11 protein-coding genes are annotated in these 19,932 nt (G+C 64.8%); all 11 read left to right on the forward strand.

Translation table 11 applies throughout. The features are described 5' to 3' along the window. The first annotated feature begins 12 nt into the window (after positions 1-12). The 11 genes from ACM9LZ_RS07605 to ACM9LZ_RS07655 all read left to right on the forward strand — a co-directional run bounded on the left by ACM9LZ_RS07605 (position 13) and on the right by ACM9LZ_RS07655 (position 19,841). Positions 13-2,538, forward strand: coding sequence for a YjbH domain-containing protein (locus tag ACM9LZ_RS07605; RefSeq protein ID WP_416618776.1), 2,526 nt, complete (start codon positions 13-15; stop codon positions 2,536-2,538). A gap of 177 nt (positions 2,539-2,715) precedes the next feature. Next, complete coding sequence (locus tag ACM9LZ_RS07610) at positions 2,716-3,657, forward strand: glycosyltransferase family 2 protein (RefSeq protein WP_416618777.1); 942 nt, start codon at positions 2,716-2,718, stop codon at positions 3,655-3,657. Positions 3,658-4,209: 552 nt separating this feature from the next. Beyond that, positions 4,210-9,792: a beta strand repeat-containing protein gene (locus ACM9LZ_RS07615; RefSeq protein ID WP_416618779.1), complete on the forward strand. Its 5,583-nt coding sequence runs from the start codon at positions 4,210-4,212 to the stop codon at positions 9,790-9,792. A 127-nt stretch (positions 9,793-9,919) separates the two neighbouring features. Next, on the forward strand, positions 9,920-12,058 hold the full coding sequence (locus ACM9LZ_RS07620; protein ID WP_416618780.1) for a glycosyltransferase family 9 protein: 2,139 nt from the start codon (positions 9,920-9,922) through the stop codon (positions 12,056-12,058). A gap of 39 nt (positions 12,059-12,097) precedes the next feature. Continuing rightward, on the forward strand, positions 12,098-12,502 hold the full coding sequence (locus ACM9LZ_RS07625; protein ID WP_416618781.1) for a hypothetical protein: 405 nt from the start codon (positions 12,098-12,100) through the stop codon (positions 12,500-12,502). A 50-nt stretch (positions 12,503-12,552) separates the two neighbouring features. After that, positions 12,553-14,262, forward strand: a complete 1,710-nt coding sequence (locus tag ACM9LZ_RS07630) for a glycosyltransferase family 4 protein (RefSeq protein WP_416618782.1) — start codon at positions 12,553-12,555, stop codon at positions 14,260-14,262. Then, the gene (locus tag ACM9LZ_RS07635) at positions 14,262-15,473 is read left to right on the forward strand and encodes a glycosyltransferase family 4 protein (RefSeq protein ID WP_416618785.1); all 1,212 of its coding nucleotides are present in this window, start codon (positions 14,262-14,264) and stop codon (positions 15,471-15,473) included. Before ACM9LZ_RS07630 ends, ACM9LZ_RS07635 begins: the two co-directional genes overlap by 1 nt. Positions 15,474-15,500: 27 nt before the next feature. Continuing rightward, positions 15,501-16,067 carry a hypothetical protein gene (locus tag ACM9LZ_RS07640; protein WP_416618786.1) on the forward strand — a complete coding sequence of 189 codons (567 nt, stop codon included), beginning with the start codon at positions 15,501-15,503 and terminating at the stop codon, positions 16,065-16,067. Between the two features lie 166 nt (positions 16,068-16,233). After that, complete coding sequence (locus ACM9LZ_RS07645; RefSeq protein WP_416618787.1) at positions 16,234-17,988, forward strand: type I secretion system permease/ATPase; 1,755 nt, start codon at positions 16,234-16,236, stop codon at positions 17,986-17,988. Between the two features lie 36 nt (positions 17,989-18,024). Next, positions 18,025-19,386, forward strand: coding sequence for an HlyD family type I secretion periplasmic adaptor subunit (locus tag ACM9LZ_RS07650; protein WP_416618788.1), 1,362 nt, complete (start codon positions 18,025-18,027; stop codon positions 19,384-19,386). A 20-nt stretch (positions 19,387-19,406) separates the two neighbouring features. Then, positions 19,407-19,841 carry a hypothetical protein gene (locus tag ACM9LZ_RS07655; RefSeq protein WP_416618789.1) on the forward strand — a complete coding sequence of 145 codons (435 nt, stop codon included), beginning with the start codon at positions 19,407-19,409 and terminating at the stop codon, positions 19,839-19,841. Positions 19,842-19,932 lie beyond the last annotated feature (91 nt).

Consider the following 19,932-nt stretch of genomic DNA (forward strand, 5'->3'; position numbering starts at 1 on the left):
GCGGAACATATTGTGAGGATCTATCGGTCCGGTGCGATGGCCACGGCCGCCATCGCCCTGATGGCGGTGGTGCCGGCGGCCAGCGGGCAGGAAAACCCTTTCCTGCCCTGGCGCCCGCCGGAAATCGTCAATGATTTCGGTGGCACGGGCCTTATCCAGACCCCGATCGCCCGCGCGGCGGAGGACGGGCAGGCCTATGCCGGCTTCACCTATGTCTGGCCCTACTCGCGTTACTTCATCACGGTGCAGGGACTGCCCTGGCTGGAAGCGACGCTGCGTTACACCAGCGTTGCCAACCGCTTTTACGGGCCGATCGATTTCTCGGGCACCCAGTCCTACAAGGATCGCGGCATTGACGTGAAGGTGCGGCTGGTGAAGGGCGATGCCAACTGGCCCAACATCGCCGTCGGCCTGCGCGACATCGCCGGCACGGGCCTGTTCGGGTCCGAATATGTCGTGGCCGACCAGAGCTTCGGCGATTTCGACATCTCCTTGGGCCTGGGCTGGGGCAACATGGGCACCCAGGGGCATTTCCGCAATCCGCTGAGCCTGTTCTCCAAGAAGTTCGACAGGCGGACGGACAGCTACACGCCGGGCGGCGGTGCCCTGTCGACCGATTTCTTCCGCGGCCGCGATGTGGCGCTGTTCGGCGGTGTCAGTTGGCGCACACCCCTGGAGGGGCTGACGCTCAAGGTCGAGTACGATCCCAACGATTACCAGCACGAGCCGCTGGAAAACAATCTGGCCCAGGACATTCCGGTCAATATCGGCATCGATTACAAGCCCTGGGACTGGCTTCAGGTCGGTGCGGCACTGGAGCGGGGCAACCGCGCCATGCTGCGCTTCGCGACCACTACGAATTTCCATAAGGCCAAGGGGCCCGGCAAGCTGGACCCGCCGCCCCCGCCCCTGATGCCGACAGGGCCGCAAGGCGGGCAGGCGACCACCGCCACCCCCCTGCCGGACAGCATGAGCCCGGCCGCCGCGGCACCCGTGGCGGGGGACGAGGCATCGGTGCGCACCGGCCTGGGCCGGCAGGCCGCCATGGACGGCATTTCGCTCCAGCATTTCGCCCGTATCGACGGAGAAATCCGGATCACCGTGGCCGGCACTCCGATGCGCGACGGGGCCAGTGTCGCCTATGACCTGGCCCGCCGTGCCGTGGAACTGGCGCCCGACTTCCAGGGCAGGGTGCATGTGACCCGGGTGGAATACAATCTGCCCTGGATGGAAGCCAGCTTCGACGCCGGCGCCCTGCGCGAGGGGATGCCGCTGGCCGCGGCCCCGGAAGCGGAGATGGTGCCGGCGGTGCAGGGTGCGGCCCCGGACGAGGAGGTGCGCCAGGAACTGGCCAGCCAGTTGCGGACCCAGGGTTTCTTCCTGTTCGCCGCCGACTATACGCAGCCGCGCGTCACCCTGTTCCTGGTCAATGGCCGCTATCGGCAGGTGCCCAAGGCCATCGGCCGGGCGGCCCGCACCGCCGCCGCCGTGCTGCCGCCCGAGTACCAGCAGATCCGCGTCATCTTCGTCGACAATGGCATGGAAATGCTGTCGGCCACACTCTACCGGTCGGACCTGGAGCGCGCCCTGTCGCCCCACGGCGGATCGATCGAGGAAGCCTGGATGCGCACCGAGATCGACCGGCCGGACATGCGCATGGAGGAGGCAAGCCATCCGGAGGAGATGAGCTTCCCCTCCTTCGCCTGGAACCTGCGTCCGGCCCTGCGCCAGACGCTGGGCCGTCCGGAAGCCTTCGTGCTGTATCAGGCATGGGTGCGCCTGAACGGCAGCGTCGTCGTGACCCCCGGCCTCAATGTCGCCGGTGGTCTGGGCATCAACGTTTCCAATAATTTCAACCGGATGCGCATCCCCTCGGACAGCCAGCTTCCGCATGTGCGGTCCGATATCAAGAATTACCTGCAGGAGGGCACCACGGCGATGACCTACCTGCAGGCCGACTATACCCAGCGCCTGGCCACCGACACCTATGGCCGCGTCTATGGCGGCTATCTGGAAGAGATGTTCGGTGGGGTCGGCAGCGAGGTGCTGTACAAGCCGTTCGGCCGGGAATGGGCCATCGGCATCGACGTCGCCTGGGCCAAGCAGCGCGATTATGACCAGTGGTTCAAGTTCCGCGACTATGATGTCGTGACCGGGCACATCACCGGCTATTATCATTACGAACCGATGGGCGTGGATGCGCGCGTCAAGGTCGGCCGTTACCTGGCCGGCGACAAGGGCGCGACGTTCGAGCTGTCGCGCACCTTCGACAGCGGCATCACGGTCGGCGCCTTCGCCACCTTCACCGATGTGTCGGCGGAGCAGTTCGGAGAGGGCCGCTTCGACAAGGGCATCTATTTCATCTTCCCGCTCGACAATCTCTATGTGAAGTCGACACGCGGCAGCCTGGGCTGGCTGTGGCGGCCCCTGACCCGTGATGGCGGCCAGACGCTGAACAACCGCCGGCCGCTGATCGGTCAGGTGTCGACAGCCGACGGCACGGCCTTGCGCCGCAACTGGAACCTGTTACTGGATTGAGGACGGGACCGGCCCGGGACCGGCTTGATTTAGCCGGGGCGTGTGGATCATGGTGGCCCGCCAGCCTGTTCCACACGCCCCGGAAATGGTTGATATCACACCGGGTGCCCGGGCACGGATGTTGATCATCATATCGGTTCCGGATCCACATCCGGGTTGAGCATTCGGTGTCTGAGCATGATCGAAATTCTCCTGGCCACCTACAATGGTGCCCGCTACCTGCCGGAAATGATCAGGTCGCTGGACGGGCAGGATGCACCGTCCTTCAGGGTGCTGGTGCGCGATGATGGCTCCACCGACGGCACCCAGGCGATCCTGATGGCCTGGCGGGACCGCTGCCCTGACCGGGTCGCCATTCTGGAAACAGGCGCGCCGACAGGATCGGCATCCGGCAATTTCCGCCGCCTGATGGAAGCCGCGTCGGGCGAATACATCCTGTTTGCCGACCAGGATGATTACTGGCACCCCGAAAAGATCAGCCGGACGGTGGCGGCGCTGCGCCAGGCCGGTGGTGACGGCAACCGGCCCGTGATGGCCTTCTGCGACCTGGTCGTGGTGGACGAGCAGCGCCGGCCCATCGCCGGCAGCTTCCGCCGCTTCCAGCAGCTTGATATCGGGCAGGGACTGACGCTGCCGCGGCTTCTGGTGCAGAATGTCGTGACCGGTTGCGCCATGGGGATCAATAACGCGGCCTTGCGGCTGGGCCGGCACGTGCCCGATGCGGCCCTGATGCATGATTGGTGGCTGGCGCTGATCTGTGCCGCCTGCGGAACCATCGTGCCCATGCCCGAGGCCCTGATCGATTACCGCCAGCACGGCGCCAACGTCGTGGGGGCCCAGGCCTACTCCACCAGGCGGACATTGCGAAGCTGGCTGACCGTCTGGCTCCGGTCGGAACGGCGCCATCGCTTCCAGCGCAACTATGCCCGCCTGATGGAGCAGGCTGCCGCCCTGGCTGAGAAACTCGGCTCCGCCTGCCCCCCGCAGGCGGCCCGCCAGATTGCCGGATTCCGCAGCCTCCCCATGGTCGATCCCGTGACCCGGCGGTTCCGCGCCCTGCGTGGCGGCTATCACCCATCAGGGGTATTGCGGGTTATGAGCTGGCTTGTAAGGATCTGAGAGGGCGCGTGTCCGGGCCGGGAGAATCAATCGCATGTGTGCCCGGCGCGGTGCGTCCCGTCCCCTGAAGGCTTCCGCCGGTTGCATCGGCATTGGCCGCAGGCCGCTTTTGCCGCCTGGTGTTGCATTTCAGCCAAGATTTTAGTCGCTTCAAAAAAAATCTTCGATATCAGTCGCTTGCGGGAATTTCTTAATCAAGGGCCGCTGATCAGCGAACCCATGTTAAAGAGTTGGTGAACATTTTGCGTGCCCCTTTGGATTTCCTTCGCATTTGCTGCTTGCATCACGCGGATAGCTCGCATAAAGAACCTAACGACGCATAACTTCGTGGGGGAGCGTTCTAGGGGCATGGTGTGGCCGAGCAAAATGTCTTCTGTCAGCTTTTTGCCTGTGCGCGCCGCCCAGATTTCGGCGGATGCCAACGTTTTATCCTATCCTTTGCGGACGGTGATTCGTCTGCAAATAGGCTCTTTGGCTCGCCGCATACCATTTTCCCAGAACACGCCTCTCTCAAGGTTAAGCGCGACCAAGCCTACTCACGGAGATTCATAGATGGCTGGACCCTCCATTTTCGTGTATAACGAAGCCTACTATCTGGCGCAGAACCCGGATGTCGCCGCTGCCGTTCAGGCTGGCGTGATCGAGAACGGTCTGCAGCACTGGCAGGCTTTCGGCGCGGCCGAAGGGCGGAAGGCTTCCGCTTTCTTCGATTGGGAAGTTTATCGCGACAACAACCAGGATCTGGTTGAGGCCGGTCTGACGACCGAAGCGGCCCTGACGCAGCACTTCAACCTGTACGGTCACAACGAACCCCGCGTGTTCCTGAGCTCGGCCGTCTTCGACGCCACCATCTATGCCGCTCAGAACCCGGATCTGGCCGTTGCCGGCGTGACCGGCGCCTATGCGCTGGAGCGTCACTTCGTGACGAACGGCGTGGGCGAGGGCCGCGTCGCGGTGGCCGGCCTGGACGGCGCCGCCTATATCGATTCCTTTGCCGATCTGAAGGCCCTGCTGGATGCCGGCGGGAACATTGCCGGCTTCACCGCCGCCCAGAAGGCCCAGGCCGGTATCTGGCACTATTACAATTACGGCATCTCCGAAGGCCGCCCGCTGCCGACGCCGGCGCCGGTCGTGACCATCACGCCGGCCAGCACCACCGTGCAGGAAGGCGCCGACCTGGTCTTCACCGTGAAGCTGTCCGTGCCGCTGACGACCGACACGGTGTTCACCTACAACATCACGGGCGATACCCGTGATGGCGCGCTGAACGCCGCCAGCCCGAACGACTTCACCTCCGTGACGGGCACCGTCACCATCCCGGCCGGCTCGACCAGCTATTCCTTCACGGTCACCCCGGTTGCCGACGGCATCGCGGAAGGCCTGGAAGGCTTCAAGGTCACGCTGTTCAACCAGAACCTCGTCGTGGTCAAGACCAGCGACGTGGTCGGCATCATCGACGCCCCGGCGCCGGTCGTTCCGCAGACCTTCACGCTGACCGCCGGCACCGACAATTTCGTCGGCGGCACCGCCAACGACACGTTCGTCGGCACGATCCGCACCGATGATCCGACGCTGTCCACGCTGAACGCGGGTGACACGCTGAATGGCGGTTCGGGCATCGATACGCTGACCGTCAACGTCGCCGGCAGTGGCACTGGCAGCCCGGCCATCTCGCCGACCCTGATCGGTGTCGAGCGCGTGCTGGTCTCCAACTCCGCCTCGTCGGGCACCGCCTCCATCGACCTGTCGCTGGCCGACAGCGCGCTGACCACCGTCGGCACGACCGCCTCGCTGAGCTCGGGCGTGAAGACGGAGTTCGTCGGTCTGAACAAGATCGTCGACGTGGTGGCCCGCGGCGCCGGTGACCTGACCGTGAACTTCGCCGCTGGCGTCGTTGCTGGTTCGGGCGATGCGCTGAACCTGTCGCTGAGCGGCGTGGGTTCCTCCGGTTCCGGCATCATCTTCGATACCAACGGTATCGAAACGCTGAACATCTCGTCCTCCGGCGCTGCGAACAGCCTGAAGTTCGGTACCGGCATCACCGGCACGGGCGGCACGCAGACCATCAATGCGTCGGGCGCTCAGGCCCTGACCCTGGACGGGATCGGCGGTGTCACGACCGTCAATGGCGCTGGTCTGACCGCGGCTCTGACTGTCAGCGGCATCGGCAGCGGCGGCGTCAGCATCACGGGTGGCGCTGGCAATGACGTGTTCGATTTCGGCAACACCTTCAACGCGGCGACCGGCACGGGCAATGACATCATTGCCGGTGGCGAAGGCACCGACACGCTGAAGATCACCAGCTCGGCTACCAACATCGCCGACGCTGCTTTCGCCAACGTGACCTCGATCGAAGTGCTGAACGTCGCCAGCGGCGGCACCGGCACCCTGACGCTGGGCGCCAACGCCGCCGCCGCGGGTATCACCACGCTGACCGAATCCGGCACCGGCGCGCTGAGCCTGACGGTTGCCAGCGGCTATACCGGCACCCTGACGGTCAACCTGAGCGGTTCCGGCGACTCGGTCTCGGTCGCTTCCGGCTCGACCGCCAATGTGGTGGTGAATGCCAGCGTCGCCAGTGTTTCCGGCCTGACCTTCGCCGGCTCCACCGGCACCGGCTCCACCGACACGCTGTCGGTCACCGGCACGGGCTCGGTCACGATCGGCACGGGCGTGACGGACATCGACGTGCTGAAGCTGACCAGCACGGGCGCGCTGTCGGTCACGACCAGCAACGCCAATGTCGGTTCCGGCCGCATCCTGTCGGTCGATGCCTCGGCGGTCTCCGGTTCCACCGGCACCGGCGCCAATGGCCTGACCTTTGACGGCACTGCCGAGAATGATGGCCGTTTCTCCATCACCGGTAGCGCCGTCAATGACAGCATCACGCTGAGCAGCGGTGCGCACACCGTTGTGGCCGGCGCCGGCAATGACACGATCGACGCCACGGCTGGCGGCAATGTCAGCCTGGATGGTGGTGCGGGCAACGACACCTTCGTCGTCGATCTGACCACGCTGGGCACCGGCGCCACCATCAATGGCGGCGAAGGCTCCGATACGCTGTACGTCCAGGGCACCGGCACGGTCACCTCGGCCAACCTGGCCAATGTGTCCAATGTCGAGCGTCTGGTGTTCGATGGCAACGCCACGCTGAACACGGCGATCCAGTTCTCCACCTTCGATCTGAGCGGCTCGACCGGCGCCAACACGCTGACCCTGGCCTCCGGCTACACCGGCGCCACCACGGTCACGCTGGGTTCCGGTGACATTGTCGACAATACCGGCGCGCGCGTCGACCTGACGGTCAATGTCACGGCGGCCGATTATGTCGCCACCAAGGGCGACGTGATCCGCGGCGGCAGCGGTTCGCACACCGTTACCCTGAACCTGGAAGCCAGTGTCGAAGGCACCGGCAGCCAGGTGGTCCTGGGGACCGGCGCCTATGTCGACGTGCTGAACATCGTCGATGGCGGTGACGTGGCCTCCGGCACCGGCGCCAATGCCGGCAAGGATGTCTCGGTCCAGCTGGCTTCGGGCTACAGCAACAACATCATCGTGAACGCCTCGGCGCTGGACGCCGGTACGTTCAGCACCGGTGGCTCGCCGAACGCCGACTTCGAGAACCTGCTGTTTGACGGTTCCCAGGCTCTCGGCACCATCGTCGCCACGGGCGGCGCCGGTAACGACACCATCTCCGGTGGCATGGGCAAGAACACCCTGCTGGGCGGTGACGGCGCCGACTACCTGTATGCCGGCAACGGCGGCACGGGCAGCTTCGACAGCATCAATGGCGGCAATGGCGACGACATCATCGTCTTCACGTCCGGCAATTTTGACGGTAACGACACCGTTGATGGCGGTGCGGGCAACGACATGCTGGTCGTGGCGCCGGGTACCGGCGGCATCCAGGATCTGGCTTTCCTGAATGTCAGCAATATCGAGACGCTGGGCCTGAGCGGTGGCGGCACCGGTACGGTCGTTCTGGATACCCGTGCGCAGGCTGCCGGCCTGACCGGCATCAAGCTTGCGGCGACCGGAAACTTCGTGGTCAACGCTGCCGGCTTCACGAACGGCCTGACCTTCGACGCCACCTTGAGCACCGGTGACGTCAGCCTGACCGGTGGCGCTGGCAACGACACGTTCGTCTTCGCCGGCTCCGGCCTGAATAACAGCGACCTGATCGTTGGCGGCTCCGGCACCAACAATCTCGTCCTGTCGAACAGCGGTGGCGGGGTCTCGGCCCAGATCGGCACCAACATCTCCGGCATCAGCGAGATCGTGGTCCGTGACGACGCGACCGGCACCGGTAGCACCGCCGGCGCCACCATCACGCTGAGCGGCTACACTGGTTCGGCGCTGAAGATCGATGCTTCGGCCCTGAACGCCACCGGCGAGACGCTGACCTTCACCAACAACACCAGCGTGGTCGTCACGGTGGTCGGTGGTTCGGGCAACGACATCATCACTGGTGGTTCGGGCAACGACGTCCTGTCGGGCGGCGCTGGCAATGACAGCATCATCGGCGGTGCGGGCAATGACCTGATCGTCGGTGGTGCCGGCAATGACACGCTGAGCGGCGGCGTCGGTGTCGACACCCTGACGGGTGGCGATGGCAACGATGTGTTCGTGTTCACCCCCGGTGATAACACCAGCACGGGTGCCGACGTCATCACCGACTTCGGTTCGGGTGACGTGATCGTCCTGAAGCACACGGTTGGCGCCAATGCGTCGATCGATGCGAACTACAAGGGCGCTGCCAACACCTACGCCGACGCCCTGTCGCTGCTGCAAGGCTCGACGGGCACCAACGCCGGCCAGTACGTCTACATCAACAGCCTGAACCAGCTGGTGATCGACGTGGACGGCAATGGCCTGATCCAGGCGAACGACCTGTACATCACCCTGCAGGGCACGAGCGGCTTCACCAGCGGTTCGGTGGCACTGGACCTGACCGTGACGGGCGCCGGCTCGACCATCTCCGGTGGTGCGGCGGATGACACCATCACCCTGTCGGGTGCCAGCTCGGCGACCATCGTCGGTGGCGCTGGCAATGACACGCTGAAGGTTGCCGGTTCGGGCAATACCGGCAGCTTCACGGGCGGTGCGGGTACCGGCGATGCCGTGATCTTCCTGAGCGGGGCCACCAGCGGCGCCGTGACGGTGACCACGGTGGAGACCGTTACCCTGGCGTCCGGTGCGGGCGCTGGCAATAACGTCACCTTCGGTGCCACCGGCAGCAGCCTGACCGTGTCCAACCTGAACGGTACGGGCACCTTGCTGACCGTCAATGGCTCCACCGGTGCGGACAGCCTGACGATCGCCTCGGGCAGCAGCGGCGCTGTCGGCGTCATCAACACCGGCGGTACCATCACGGTGACCGGTTCGGATGGTAACGACTACGTTGCCTTCCGCGGCACGGGTGGCACCATCAACCTGGGCAGCGGTGACGATACGCTGCTCCTGACGGGCGCCAGCTCCGTCACGATCTCCGGTGTCGAGCACGTTTCCGGCGCCACGGGCACCGGTGACATCTTCACCGTGACCCTGGGCAACACCGGCAGCGATGTTGTCCTGCTGGGCGGTGCGACCGGGTCGGGCGCCACGGTGTCCTTCAGCGGCTTCAACAGCGGTGACACCATCGACCTGGGTGCTTCCGGTGGCAGCGACACTGTGGTGTTCGGCACGGGTTCCACGGGTTCCGGCCCGGCGATCTCGAACTTCGACGCCGGTGCCAGCGGCGACGTGCTTGACTTCTCCGCGCTGAACGATGCCGGTTCCATCAACAACATCGGCGCGGCCTACAACCTGTCCGGTACGGGCGCCGACCTGTCGGTCGGTACCGGTGACGGTGTCGTGCTGGTGTATGGCAACGGCGGCGTGCTTTCCGAGGCCGATTTCACGGGGGTGGCGGGTGCAAACTCCGCGCTGGTTGTGGATGCGGCCAACAAGTTCATCGTGCTGTCCGCGGCTGACACCACCTCCACGTCGCTCAACGTCTACCTCGTTGATACGTCGCTGGCTGGTGGCGGTGCGACGGTCGATGCGGGTGATGTCCAACTCATCGGGACTATCAACCTGCTGACCGGTGACAACATCAACAGCTTCGTCGCAGGCAACTTCGGCGGCATCGTCTAAGTCGTCGGTTTGTTCACGAAGACTGAGTGACGTTTCTACCTCCGCCGCCCCTTACCGGGGCGGCGGATTTTTTTCGAGATGATGACGGCGGGTGCCGGTGGCGGCCGCCGACCAAGAGGTTTTCCGCATGCAGGCTTTTCTTCCCAGCGAGGACCATACGCTGTCGACCAACCGCTTCGTCCGTCATTATGTCGGCGGCAGCATCGACAAGGAGGTGCCGGTCGATCGGTTGATCATCGATATCGGGGGAGAAGCAGATATCCTGAAGAAGGCGCTGCTGCAGGCCCACAAGGAGCGGCATGCAAAGGACGAGGTCCTGCAGATCGGCAGCGGAGAGGCCGGCACGGCGGCGTCCGGTGCCGACGCGGCGTCCGGCGCTGCCGCGGATGGTTCCGGCGCTGCCGATGGGGCCACGGCCGATCAGGACGCACCCAAGGTGCATGTTGTGCAGGAGCATATGCTTCTGCCCTGGAGCGCCTTCCCGCCGCGGCTTGGCCGGGTTTCAAGCCGTTACGTCAATGACGGCCTGTTCCGGCATCCCGATGAGGGGGATGTGCTGTCCGGGCAGTTGACCGCGCTGAAGGCCCGCCATCCGGCCAAGAAACATTTCCGCCTGGCGGTCGTGAATGCCTTCGGCACCAATCTTGGCGACTGCATGCTGGGCATGACGGCGATGCGGCACATTGCCGGATATCTGCGCCGCCACCTGGACAGCGTGACCATCGATCTGCTGCTGGGCGCCAATTCCGGGGCCACCAATTTCGACATTGCCGGACATGAGGACTGGGTCGGCGAGCAGCACCTGCTGGGGCCGACACTGAATGATTTCGCCCGGTATGATGCCTATTTCGATTTCACGGGGCTGATCGGCCTGCCCCGGATCACCGAGCTTGCCATCGGCGACTGGTATCTGTGGTGGAGCGGCCTGGACCCGGCGACGGTACCCGTCCAAGAGAAACGCAACATCATGTATCATTCCTGGCCCGTCTGGCAGGAGGTGAGCCAGCACCTGCAGGGGATCAAGGGTCGCAAGGTCTTCTTCAACCCCAAGGCCAGTGTGCCGCTGCGCACCTTCCCCGACGAGCAGGCGGCCAAGTTCGTCAAAAGCCTGCTGAAGGCAGCACCCGAGTTGCATATTGTCGTGGACCGCGAGTTGAAGGTGAGCCACCCGCGCCTGATCGACCTGTCGAAGGAGATCAACTCCGCGACCAAGTTCGCGGCCCTGGTGGCCCAGATGGACGGCATGATCAGCGTCGACAGTTTCGCGCTGCACGCCGCCGACGCCGCCTCGGTGCCCAGTGTCGGGCTGTTCGCGTCCATCGATCCCTACGCTTATCCCTACTATCCGCATCACAAGGGGCTGCTGATCCCCGGCGGGGAAACGCTGCCCGCCTATAAGCGGTTCAAGATCGATGACGAGCAGGAATGGGCCAAGATGAAGGATGCCTATACCGGCGCCTGGGCCCAACTGAAGGCGGCCGATGTGCTGTCGGTTCTGCAGGACCGGATGAACGCCCGCAACGGCGTGCCCACCCATAATGGCATCCGGTTCGCCAATACCCCCCACGCCGTGCGTCGCCATGTGGAAACACCGCAGGGCCGCACGCCGCCGCATGAGAACGTGCCGGAGATCTGGCAGAAGGGGTACAATCGGGTGATGGAGATCGCCCGCACATTGGTGCGTCCCCGCACCAATACGATCCTGGTGACACCCGGTTCAGCCCCGCTGGCCGTTCAACTGGCCAACAATGCCGGCCTTGAAGGCCAGTTGCATATTTTCGAGCCGCGCCGCTTGCGCCGGGAACTGCTATCCCTCGACCTGATGGAGCGGGCATCGCAGGCGCGGGTGCATTGGCACGACACCATTCCCAGCAATGCCGAGCTGTTTGGCATGCCGCTGGATGACGAACTGTCGGAGACCAGCCCCGCCGCCTGGGGCAATCTGCGGCAGAAGCGGCAGATGGTCGGTGGCAGCATCGACAAGCTGGGGCTGACACCGCTGAATGCCATCATCATGGTGGCGCCCATGGCCTTCAAGATGGGGCTGGAAACCGCATTCCAGTCCTTGGAGACGTATCAGCCTGCCATCCTGTGCGGCCCGATCATGCAACTGGACGAGGTGCGCCAGATGGCGGCAATGCTGCATCCCCGCAAGTACCAATGCTGGATCGAGCAGATGCAGGCCGGCAACGCGCAGGCGTGCATCATGCTGGCTGTTGCGGCACATGTGAAGGTGCAAGGCCTGAAAAAGGTGCAACTGGACTGACCCGGCGGGCCGATCCCGTCTGACCATGGAGTTGAGTACATGTCCGCGAACTGGACCGATATTCCGCAATTGCCCGTCGCCTGGGGCGAGGTCTTCGACAAATGGACCATCCTTGTCATCAAGGAGGAGCGCATCGGCGATGCCGCGAAAATGCGCAATGTCCAGCGGGAACGGGTGGAGATCGAGAAGGTGATCGGCGACCGCACCCGGTTTCCCGCCGGGCTGGACGGGCTGGTCGAGGGGCTGCACGCGATCAATGCCGCGCTGTGGGATATCGAGGATGGCAAGCGCCGCTGCGAGCGGGAGAAGCAGTTCGATGACGGCTTCATCCAGCTGGCCCGCCAAGTCTATATGAAGAATGATGAGCGCGCCCGCCTGAAGAAGGAAATCAACCTTCTGCTGGGCAGCGCCATTGTGGAGGAGAAATCCTACAAGCCCTATTGATCCGGCCCGGCCCGCCGGGCCCTTTTTTCGTCCCCGTCGGGAGCCGACCCGTGCCTGCCAATACCGCAATCCTGTTTCATCCCGAAGCCTTCGACACGAACAGTCCGACGCTGATGGGCCGGCATGCGGCGGGCGAGGGTTTCCTGAAGGCATGGGCCCGGCATGCAGGGCATGAAAGGCTTTACTGCTATATCCAGCAGGCTCCCCATGCCGACGCATTCTTGCAGGTAGCAGCAAGCGCCGGCTGGCGGGGCCAGGTGGAGGGGATCGGTTGGGACAACCCGGCCGCCCTGGCGGGGCCGGGCGGTCTTTTCATACCGGGTCCCGGTCTGGACCGGCAGGCGTGGTTCCGGCATAGCCATGGCCTGTCGCATGCCTATTCGCTGGTCGGGATCACCCATACGACCGCCTCCGCCATGGCGCTGGACGATATCGGCAGCCTGCTGACCGGACCGGTGGAGGAATGGGACGCCGTCATCTGCACATCCGAGGCGGTCCGGTCGATGGTGGAACGCACCCTGACGGACCAGTTGAACCATCTGCGCCAGCGGCTGGGTGTCACCGGCACCCCGTCCGCCCCGCGCCTGCCGCAACTTCCCGTCATCCCGCTGGGCGTGGATTGCGATCAGTTCACCCCCCGGCCCGCCGCCCGTCAGGCCTGGCGGGAACGGTTGGGTATCGCCGCTGCGGATGTGGCCGTGCTCTTCATGGGCCGCCTCAGCTTCCATGCCAAGGCGCATCCGGTTGCCATGTACAAGGCCATGCAGGCCGCACTGCCGTCGTTGCCCGCCGGTGCCCGCCTGCACCTGATCGAAGCGGGCTGGTTCGGCAATGATGCGATCCGCGAGGCCTTCGACGCGGCCGCAACCCTGCACTGCCCCAACATCGTCCGGCATGTGGTGGATGGAAGGCAGGCGGATGCACGGCAGGAGATCTGGCACGCGGCCGACATCTTCTGTTCGCTGTCCGACAATATCCAGGAAACCTTCGGGCTTACACCCGTGGAGGCCATGGCGGCGGGTCTGGCCTGTGTCGTTTCGGATTGGAACGGTTACAAGGAAACCGTGCGCGACGGCATTGACGGGATGCGCATCCCCACCTGGATGCCGCAGGCGGGAATGGGTGCGGATTTCGCGCTGTACCACGCCATGGGTTTCCTGGAGTACGACCTTTATTGTGGTGCTGCCTGTCAGTTCGTGGCGGTCGATATCGCACGGGCCACCGACGCCTTCCGCGCACTGATCGCCGATCCCGCCCTGCGCCGGCGCATGGGGGAAGCAGGGCGTGCCCATGCCCGTGCCCGTTTCGACTGGCGGGTCGTGATCCCGGCCTATCAGACGCTGCTGTCCGGTCTGGAAGCACGCCGGACGGCAGCGCGGCAGGCCAGGGGCGAGGGGCCGCGGCGGGCCGGCACTTGGCCGTTGCGCGCCGACCCTTTCCATGCCTTCGCGCACTATTCCACCCATCATCCCGACGCCGATGTGCGGGTGGCCCTGGCACCGGACAGCACCACCGCCGATCTGGACGGGCTGCTGTCCGGTGCCATGGTCCGATATGCCGCCCCCCTGTTGCCGAAACGGGCCGACATGGCGCATGTGATCGCCACGCTGTCGGCCGCCGGTGGCATGATGACGGTGGCCGGTCTGCTCAACACCGTTCCAGCGGGACGCAAGGGCTTCTTCCTGCGTTCTCTTCCATTCATGGCCAAGCACGGCCTGTTGCTGTTGGCCCCACCCGACGGGCCGAGGGGACCCGCCTGATGCGCATACTTTTCGTCCACCAGAATTTCCCGGGACAGTTCAAGCACCTGGTTGCCGCCCTGGTCGATACCGGGCATGAGGTCGTCGCCCTGGCCATTACCGGCCAGAACATGCCCGGTGTCAGACTTGTCGACTACAAGCCCACCCGCGGCACCACGCCCGGCATGCATCCCTGGGCCGCCGACACGGAGACCAAGGTGATCCGGGGCGAGGCCTGTGCCCTGAAGGCGCAATGGCTGAAGGAACAGGGCTTCACACCCGATGTGATCGTCGGGCATCCGGGCTGGGGGGAGATGCTGTTCCTGAAGGATATCTGGCCTCGCGTGCCGCAACTGCATTTCCTGGAATTTCACTACAGCCCGGCCGGCGCCGATGTCGGTTTCGATCCGGAATTTTCCCAGCAGGGCTGGCGGGCACAGGCCCGCATCCGGGCCAAGAACGCCGTCGGCCTGCTGTCGCTCAACAGCATGGACGCGGCCTACAGCCCCACCCAATGGCAGAAATCGAGCTATCCCACGCTGTATCACGGCAAGATCGATGTCGTGCATGACGGCATCGACACCGATGCGCTGACGCCCAGCCCGCAGGCATCCGGCAAGCTTGGGGACCTGCCGGTCCGCGCCGGGATGGAGATTGTCACCTTCGTCAACCGCAACCTGGAACCTTATCGCGGCTATCACAGCTTCATGCGCGCCCTGCCGCGGATGCAGGCCCTGCGGCCGGAGGCGATCTTCATCGTTGTGGGGGCGGACGGCGTTTCCTATGGTGCTGCCGCGCCGGCAGGCCAGACCTGGAAGAACATCTTCCTGGAGGAGATGGGCGACCGTATCGACCGGTCCCGCCTGTTCTTTCTGGGCACTGTGCCCTATACCGCCTTCATCACCATCCTGCGCATGAGCGCCGTCCATCTCTATCTGACCTATCCGTTCGTACTGAGCTGGTCGATGATGGAGGCCATGAGTTGCGGGGCACTGGTCGTGGGCAGCCGGACGGAGCCCGTGGAAGAGGTTCTGGAGCATGGGCATAACGGCCTGCTGGTCGATTTCTTCGATTATGACGGCATCGCCGACACCGTGGCCGAGGGGCTGGCCAACCCCCAGCGGTATCTGCCATTGCGCGCCAACGCCCGGCAGACCATCATTGACCGCTATGACCTGCGGCGGCATTGTCTGCCGCGCCAGGGCAAGCTGATCGAGAAATTGCTGGCGTGACCGGCTGGTGCGGGTTTCAGGTGCTGTATGGATTTTTTTGAGGCGACGGCCATCGACATCCGCTTCCTGGTCGAGGAAGACCGGATGCATTTCACCCTGCGCACACCGGAGCAGGCGATCGACCTGCTGATGACCCGGCGTCTCACCCGGATGATGCTGGGCGGGATCGTCGAATTGCTGATGCGGTCCAATGTCGATATCGCCAATGCGGCCGCCACGCATCGCAACGATGTCCTGCTGTTCGAGCATATGTCGGCCGCCACCGCCTGGGAGCGGCAGAGTGCCGCGGCAGGGGCGGTTGCCGGCACGCCGGATACCGTCCCGGAACCTGGCCCCGCCGCCCCGTCCGCGATGGCCGGCAGCCCGCGCCTGATCACCAAGATCGACCTGACGGTCAAGGGCGGGGGGCTGAATTTCGTCTTCCACGACGCCGATGGTCCCCGCAGCACCATCGATCTGGTGCGGGATAAGGCCCATCACCTGCTGTCCTTCCTGCTGGAACGGTCGGTGGAGGCGCAATGGGACCTGCAGGAGCTTTACTGGCTTCACCGCCGCACCCATATCGTGGTTCCCGACAGGCCGCACCTGTGCTGACACCCATGCATGGCGTATGGGGGAGGGCACGAAAGTGCCGATGGATGTCAGTGAGTCACTGATGTTGCTCCGCACTATGCGTGGCTGTAAGATAGGATTTGTGTAGCTGTATGCCGCGGACCCGCGGCGCTACGTTTCAAAGCAGGCGATTGCAATGAAGATAAACATGCCCAACCGTCCGGCTGGCGCCACCTCGCCGTTGCGACAGGCGCTGCAGAAGTCGGCCCGGGCTTTCGCGTTTGTTGGCGTGTTCAGCTTTTTTGTGAACCTGCTGATGCTGGCGTCCCCCATCTACATGCTTCAGGTCTATGATCGGGTGCTGACCTCGCGCAGCGAGGCGACGCTGCTTTATCTCAGCCTGATCATCGCGGGCATGATGCTGGTGATGGCGATCCTGGAGGTCATCCGGTCGCGCGTGCTGGTCCGTGTTAGCGGGCGGCTGGATCAGGCGCTGGGCGGCCGCGTGTTCGACAGCATCTTCGCCCTGAACCTGCGCAGCCCCGCCGCCAATCGCAGCCAGTCGCTGCGCGACCTGGACAATCTGCGCCAGTTCATCACCTCGCAGGGACCGTTCGCCTTCTTTGATGCACCCTGGGCGCCGATCTTCATTGCCATCGTCTTCGTTCTGCATCCGATGCTGGGGCTCGTGGCCCTGGGCGGTGCGGTCATTCTGTTCGTGCTGGCCTATCTTCAGGAAGTGTCGACCAAGAAGCCGCTGTCGGATGCCAGCGGTCATGCCATCCGCGCCGCCTCCTTCGCGGAAGCCAGCCTGAAGAACAGCGAAGTGCTGGCGGCCATGGGCATGCTGCCCGCCATCCGCCGCCGCTGGCGCACCGCGCACAACAAGGCGCTGTACCTGCAGGCCGTCGCCAGCGATTCCGCCGGCACGATCTCGGCCTTCACGAAATTCTTCCGCCTGGCCATCCAGTCGGCCATCCTAGGGCTGGGTGCGTTCCTGGCGCTGGAAGGGCAGATCACCCCCGGTGTGATGATCGCCGCGTCCATCATCATGGGCCGTGGTCTGGCCCCGGTGGAACAGGGTATCGGCTCCTGGAAGCAGTTCATCAACGCCCGCGGGTCCTATGCACGGCTGAATGACCTGCTGATGGCTTTCGGTCAGGAGACCGAGGCCATGGAACTGCCGCCGCCCAAGGGCAACCTGACGGTCGAGCGCGTGGTGGCCGTGCCACCCGGCGGTACGAACCCGACGATCAAGGGTGTCAGCTTCGCCCTGGCCGCCGGCGAATCCCTGGCCCTGGTCGGCCCCAGCGCCGCCGGCAAGTCGACGCTGGCCCGGCTGCTGGTGGGCGTGTGGCCGCCGCATTCCGGTTCCGTCCGTCTGGACGGGGCCGATGTGTTCGCCTGGAAGCATGAGCAACTGGGCCCCTATATCGGCTATCTGCCGCAGGATGTCGAAATCTTCGACGGCACGATCAAGGACAATATCGCGCGCTTCGGCGAGGTCGATCCGGCCAAGGTCGTGGATGCCGCACAGTTGGCCGGCGTGCATGACATGATCCTGCGCCTGCCGCAGGGGTACGACACGCTGATCGGGCCGGGCGGTATCGCCCTGTCCGGCGGCCAGCGTCAGCGCATCGGCCTGGCCCGCGCCGTCTATGGCAACCCGCGCTTCCTGGTGCTGGACGAACCCAATTCCAACCTCGATTCCGAGGGGGAGGCGGCGCTGGTCCAGGGGCTGGCCAAGCTGAAGGAGCGTCAGGCCACGGTGGTGCTGATCTCCCACCGCCCCAGCATCATGAACCATGTCGACAAGATCCTGGTTCTGCGTGACGGCATCGTGGAGATGTTCGGGCCCAAGCAGGAGGTGCTGAGCCGCCTGACCCGGCCCGTGGCCCAGCCGCAGGTGCAGCAGGCAGCCGCCCCAGGCCAGATCGCCCCCAGCGCCGGCAAGGGCGCCTGACGCCGGTTGTCCCTTCAGAAGGTGAAAGTCCGTACCATGTTCAATCTTCTCACCAGTCCCAAGGGCAACCTGCCGGCCAAGACGGACGGACAGACGGAGGAGGGACAGAACGTCGTCCCCACCGACGATACGGCCGTCATCCGCGCGGGGCTTCTGGTCATTGCCATCGCGTTCGGCGGCCTGCTGATCTGGTCGGTATTCGCGCCGATCGCCAAGGGCGTCGTGGCGCCGGGATCCGTCGTGGTCGACACCAACCGCAAGACCATCCAGCATCTGGAGGGCGGCATCGTCGCCGAGATCCTGGTGCGTGATGGCGATCAGGTGAAGGCCGGACAGGTGCTGATGCGCCTGGACGAGGTGACGCCCCAGGCCCAGCGCGACGTGCTTTATGGCCAGTACCTGACGGCCAGGGCCCAGGAGGCGCGCTTCATCGCCGAACGCGAAGGCGCCAAGGCCGTGACCTTCCCCGAGGAACTGACCGGCGAAGGCGTCCATGGCCGCAATGCCGCCATCCGCGCCACCGAGGAAGAGGTCTTCCGGTCGCGGCGCGAAGCCATGAACGGTCAGCTTTCCATCTATGAACAGCGCATCCGCCAGCTTCAGGAACAGATGAAGGGCATGGAGGCGCAGGTCGAGGCCAATACCCAGCAGATCACCCTGATCGATGGCGAGCTGGAAGGCCTGCAGCAATTGTTCGAGAAGGGCTATGCCTCCAAGACCCGGCTGCTCCAGCTTCAGCGCGAGCGGGCCGAACTGGACGGCAACCGCGGCAATTACGTGGCGGAAATCGCCCGGTCGCGCGTCGCCATGGGCGAGGCGCAGTTGCAGATCCTGCAGATCCGCCGGGCGTTCGAGGAGGATGTGGCCAAGGGCATGCAGGATGCGCGGTCCCGCATCTATGATCTCCAGGATCGGTTGACCAGCGCCAACGACGTGCTGAGCCGGCGGGAGGTGCGCGCGCCCGGTGACGGCATCATCGTCAATTCACGGGTCCATACCGTGGGCGGCGTGGTTCGGGCCGGCGACCCGCTGATGGAACTGGTGCCGATGGAAGATGAGCTGATCATCGAGGCGCATGTCTCACCCATCGATATCGACGTGGTCAGCGTGGGCATGATGTCGGAGGTCCGTTTCTCCGCCCTGGCCCAGCGCAACATGCCCACGCTGATGGGCACGGTCATGACCGTGGCGGCCGATGTCACAACCGACCAGAACGGTGCCCGCTACTATGTCACCCGCGTCCGGGTGGACGAGGATGAAATGGTTAAGCTGGGTGACCAGAAGCTGGTGCCCGGCATGCCGGCCGACGTGCTGGTCAAGGCGGGCGAGCATTCGGTCGTGGCCTATCTGCTGATGCCGATCGCCGACGGCGTCTTCCGCGCCTTCAAGGAGATGTGAGACTGGGCGTATCGACCGCGATGACGGCCGGACAGGGGCCGTCGGGACTGATCTGGCGTTTGCAGGCGGCCCCGCGTGATCTGGCGCGGGGGCTCGATATCTGCGGGCTTTCCCCCAATTGCCTTGTCGTGCCCGATGCCACCTGGATGGACATGGTGCCCGATGCCGCCTATGTCGAATGCCCGACCTATTTCCTGGAGGACAAGGCCGGCTTCGTCGCCATGCTGGCCTTCTTCGTGACCAATGCGCTGCGCTTCCGGCTTTATGCCCGCGCGCCCAGCAGCGAGGCGGAAGGCCTGCTGATGGCTTATCCCCGCCTGGATGACGCGACCCTGGACATGCTGCGCCAGTTCGATCCACGGTCCGCATCGCAGATCGCGCTGCTGTGGGAGCGGCTGGAAACCTTCCTGGGCCGGATTTCCCGGCAATTGCCCTGGGACGAGGATTGGGAGTGAGACCAGGGGCATGAATTATGCCCCTGGTATGGGCCGGCGACTGCCGGCCCGGCGCTTGAGGTGCCGGAAACCTTGACCTTCGGCGGTTTGG

Source organism: Niveispirillum fermenti (assembly GCF_048066175.1).
Lineage (GTDB): Bacteria > Pseudomonadota > Alphaproteobacteria > Azospirillales > Azospirillaceae > Niveispirillum > Niveispirillum fermenti.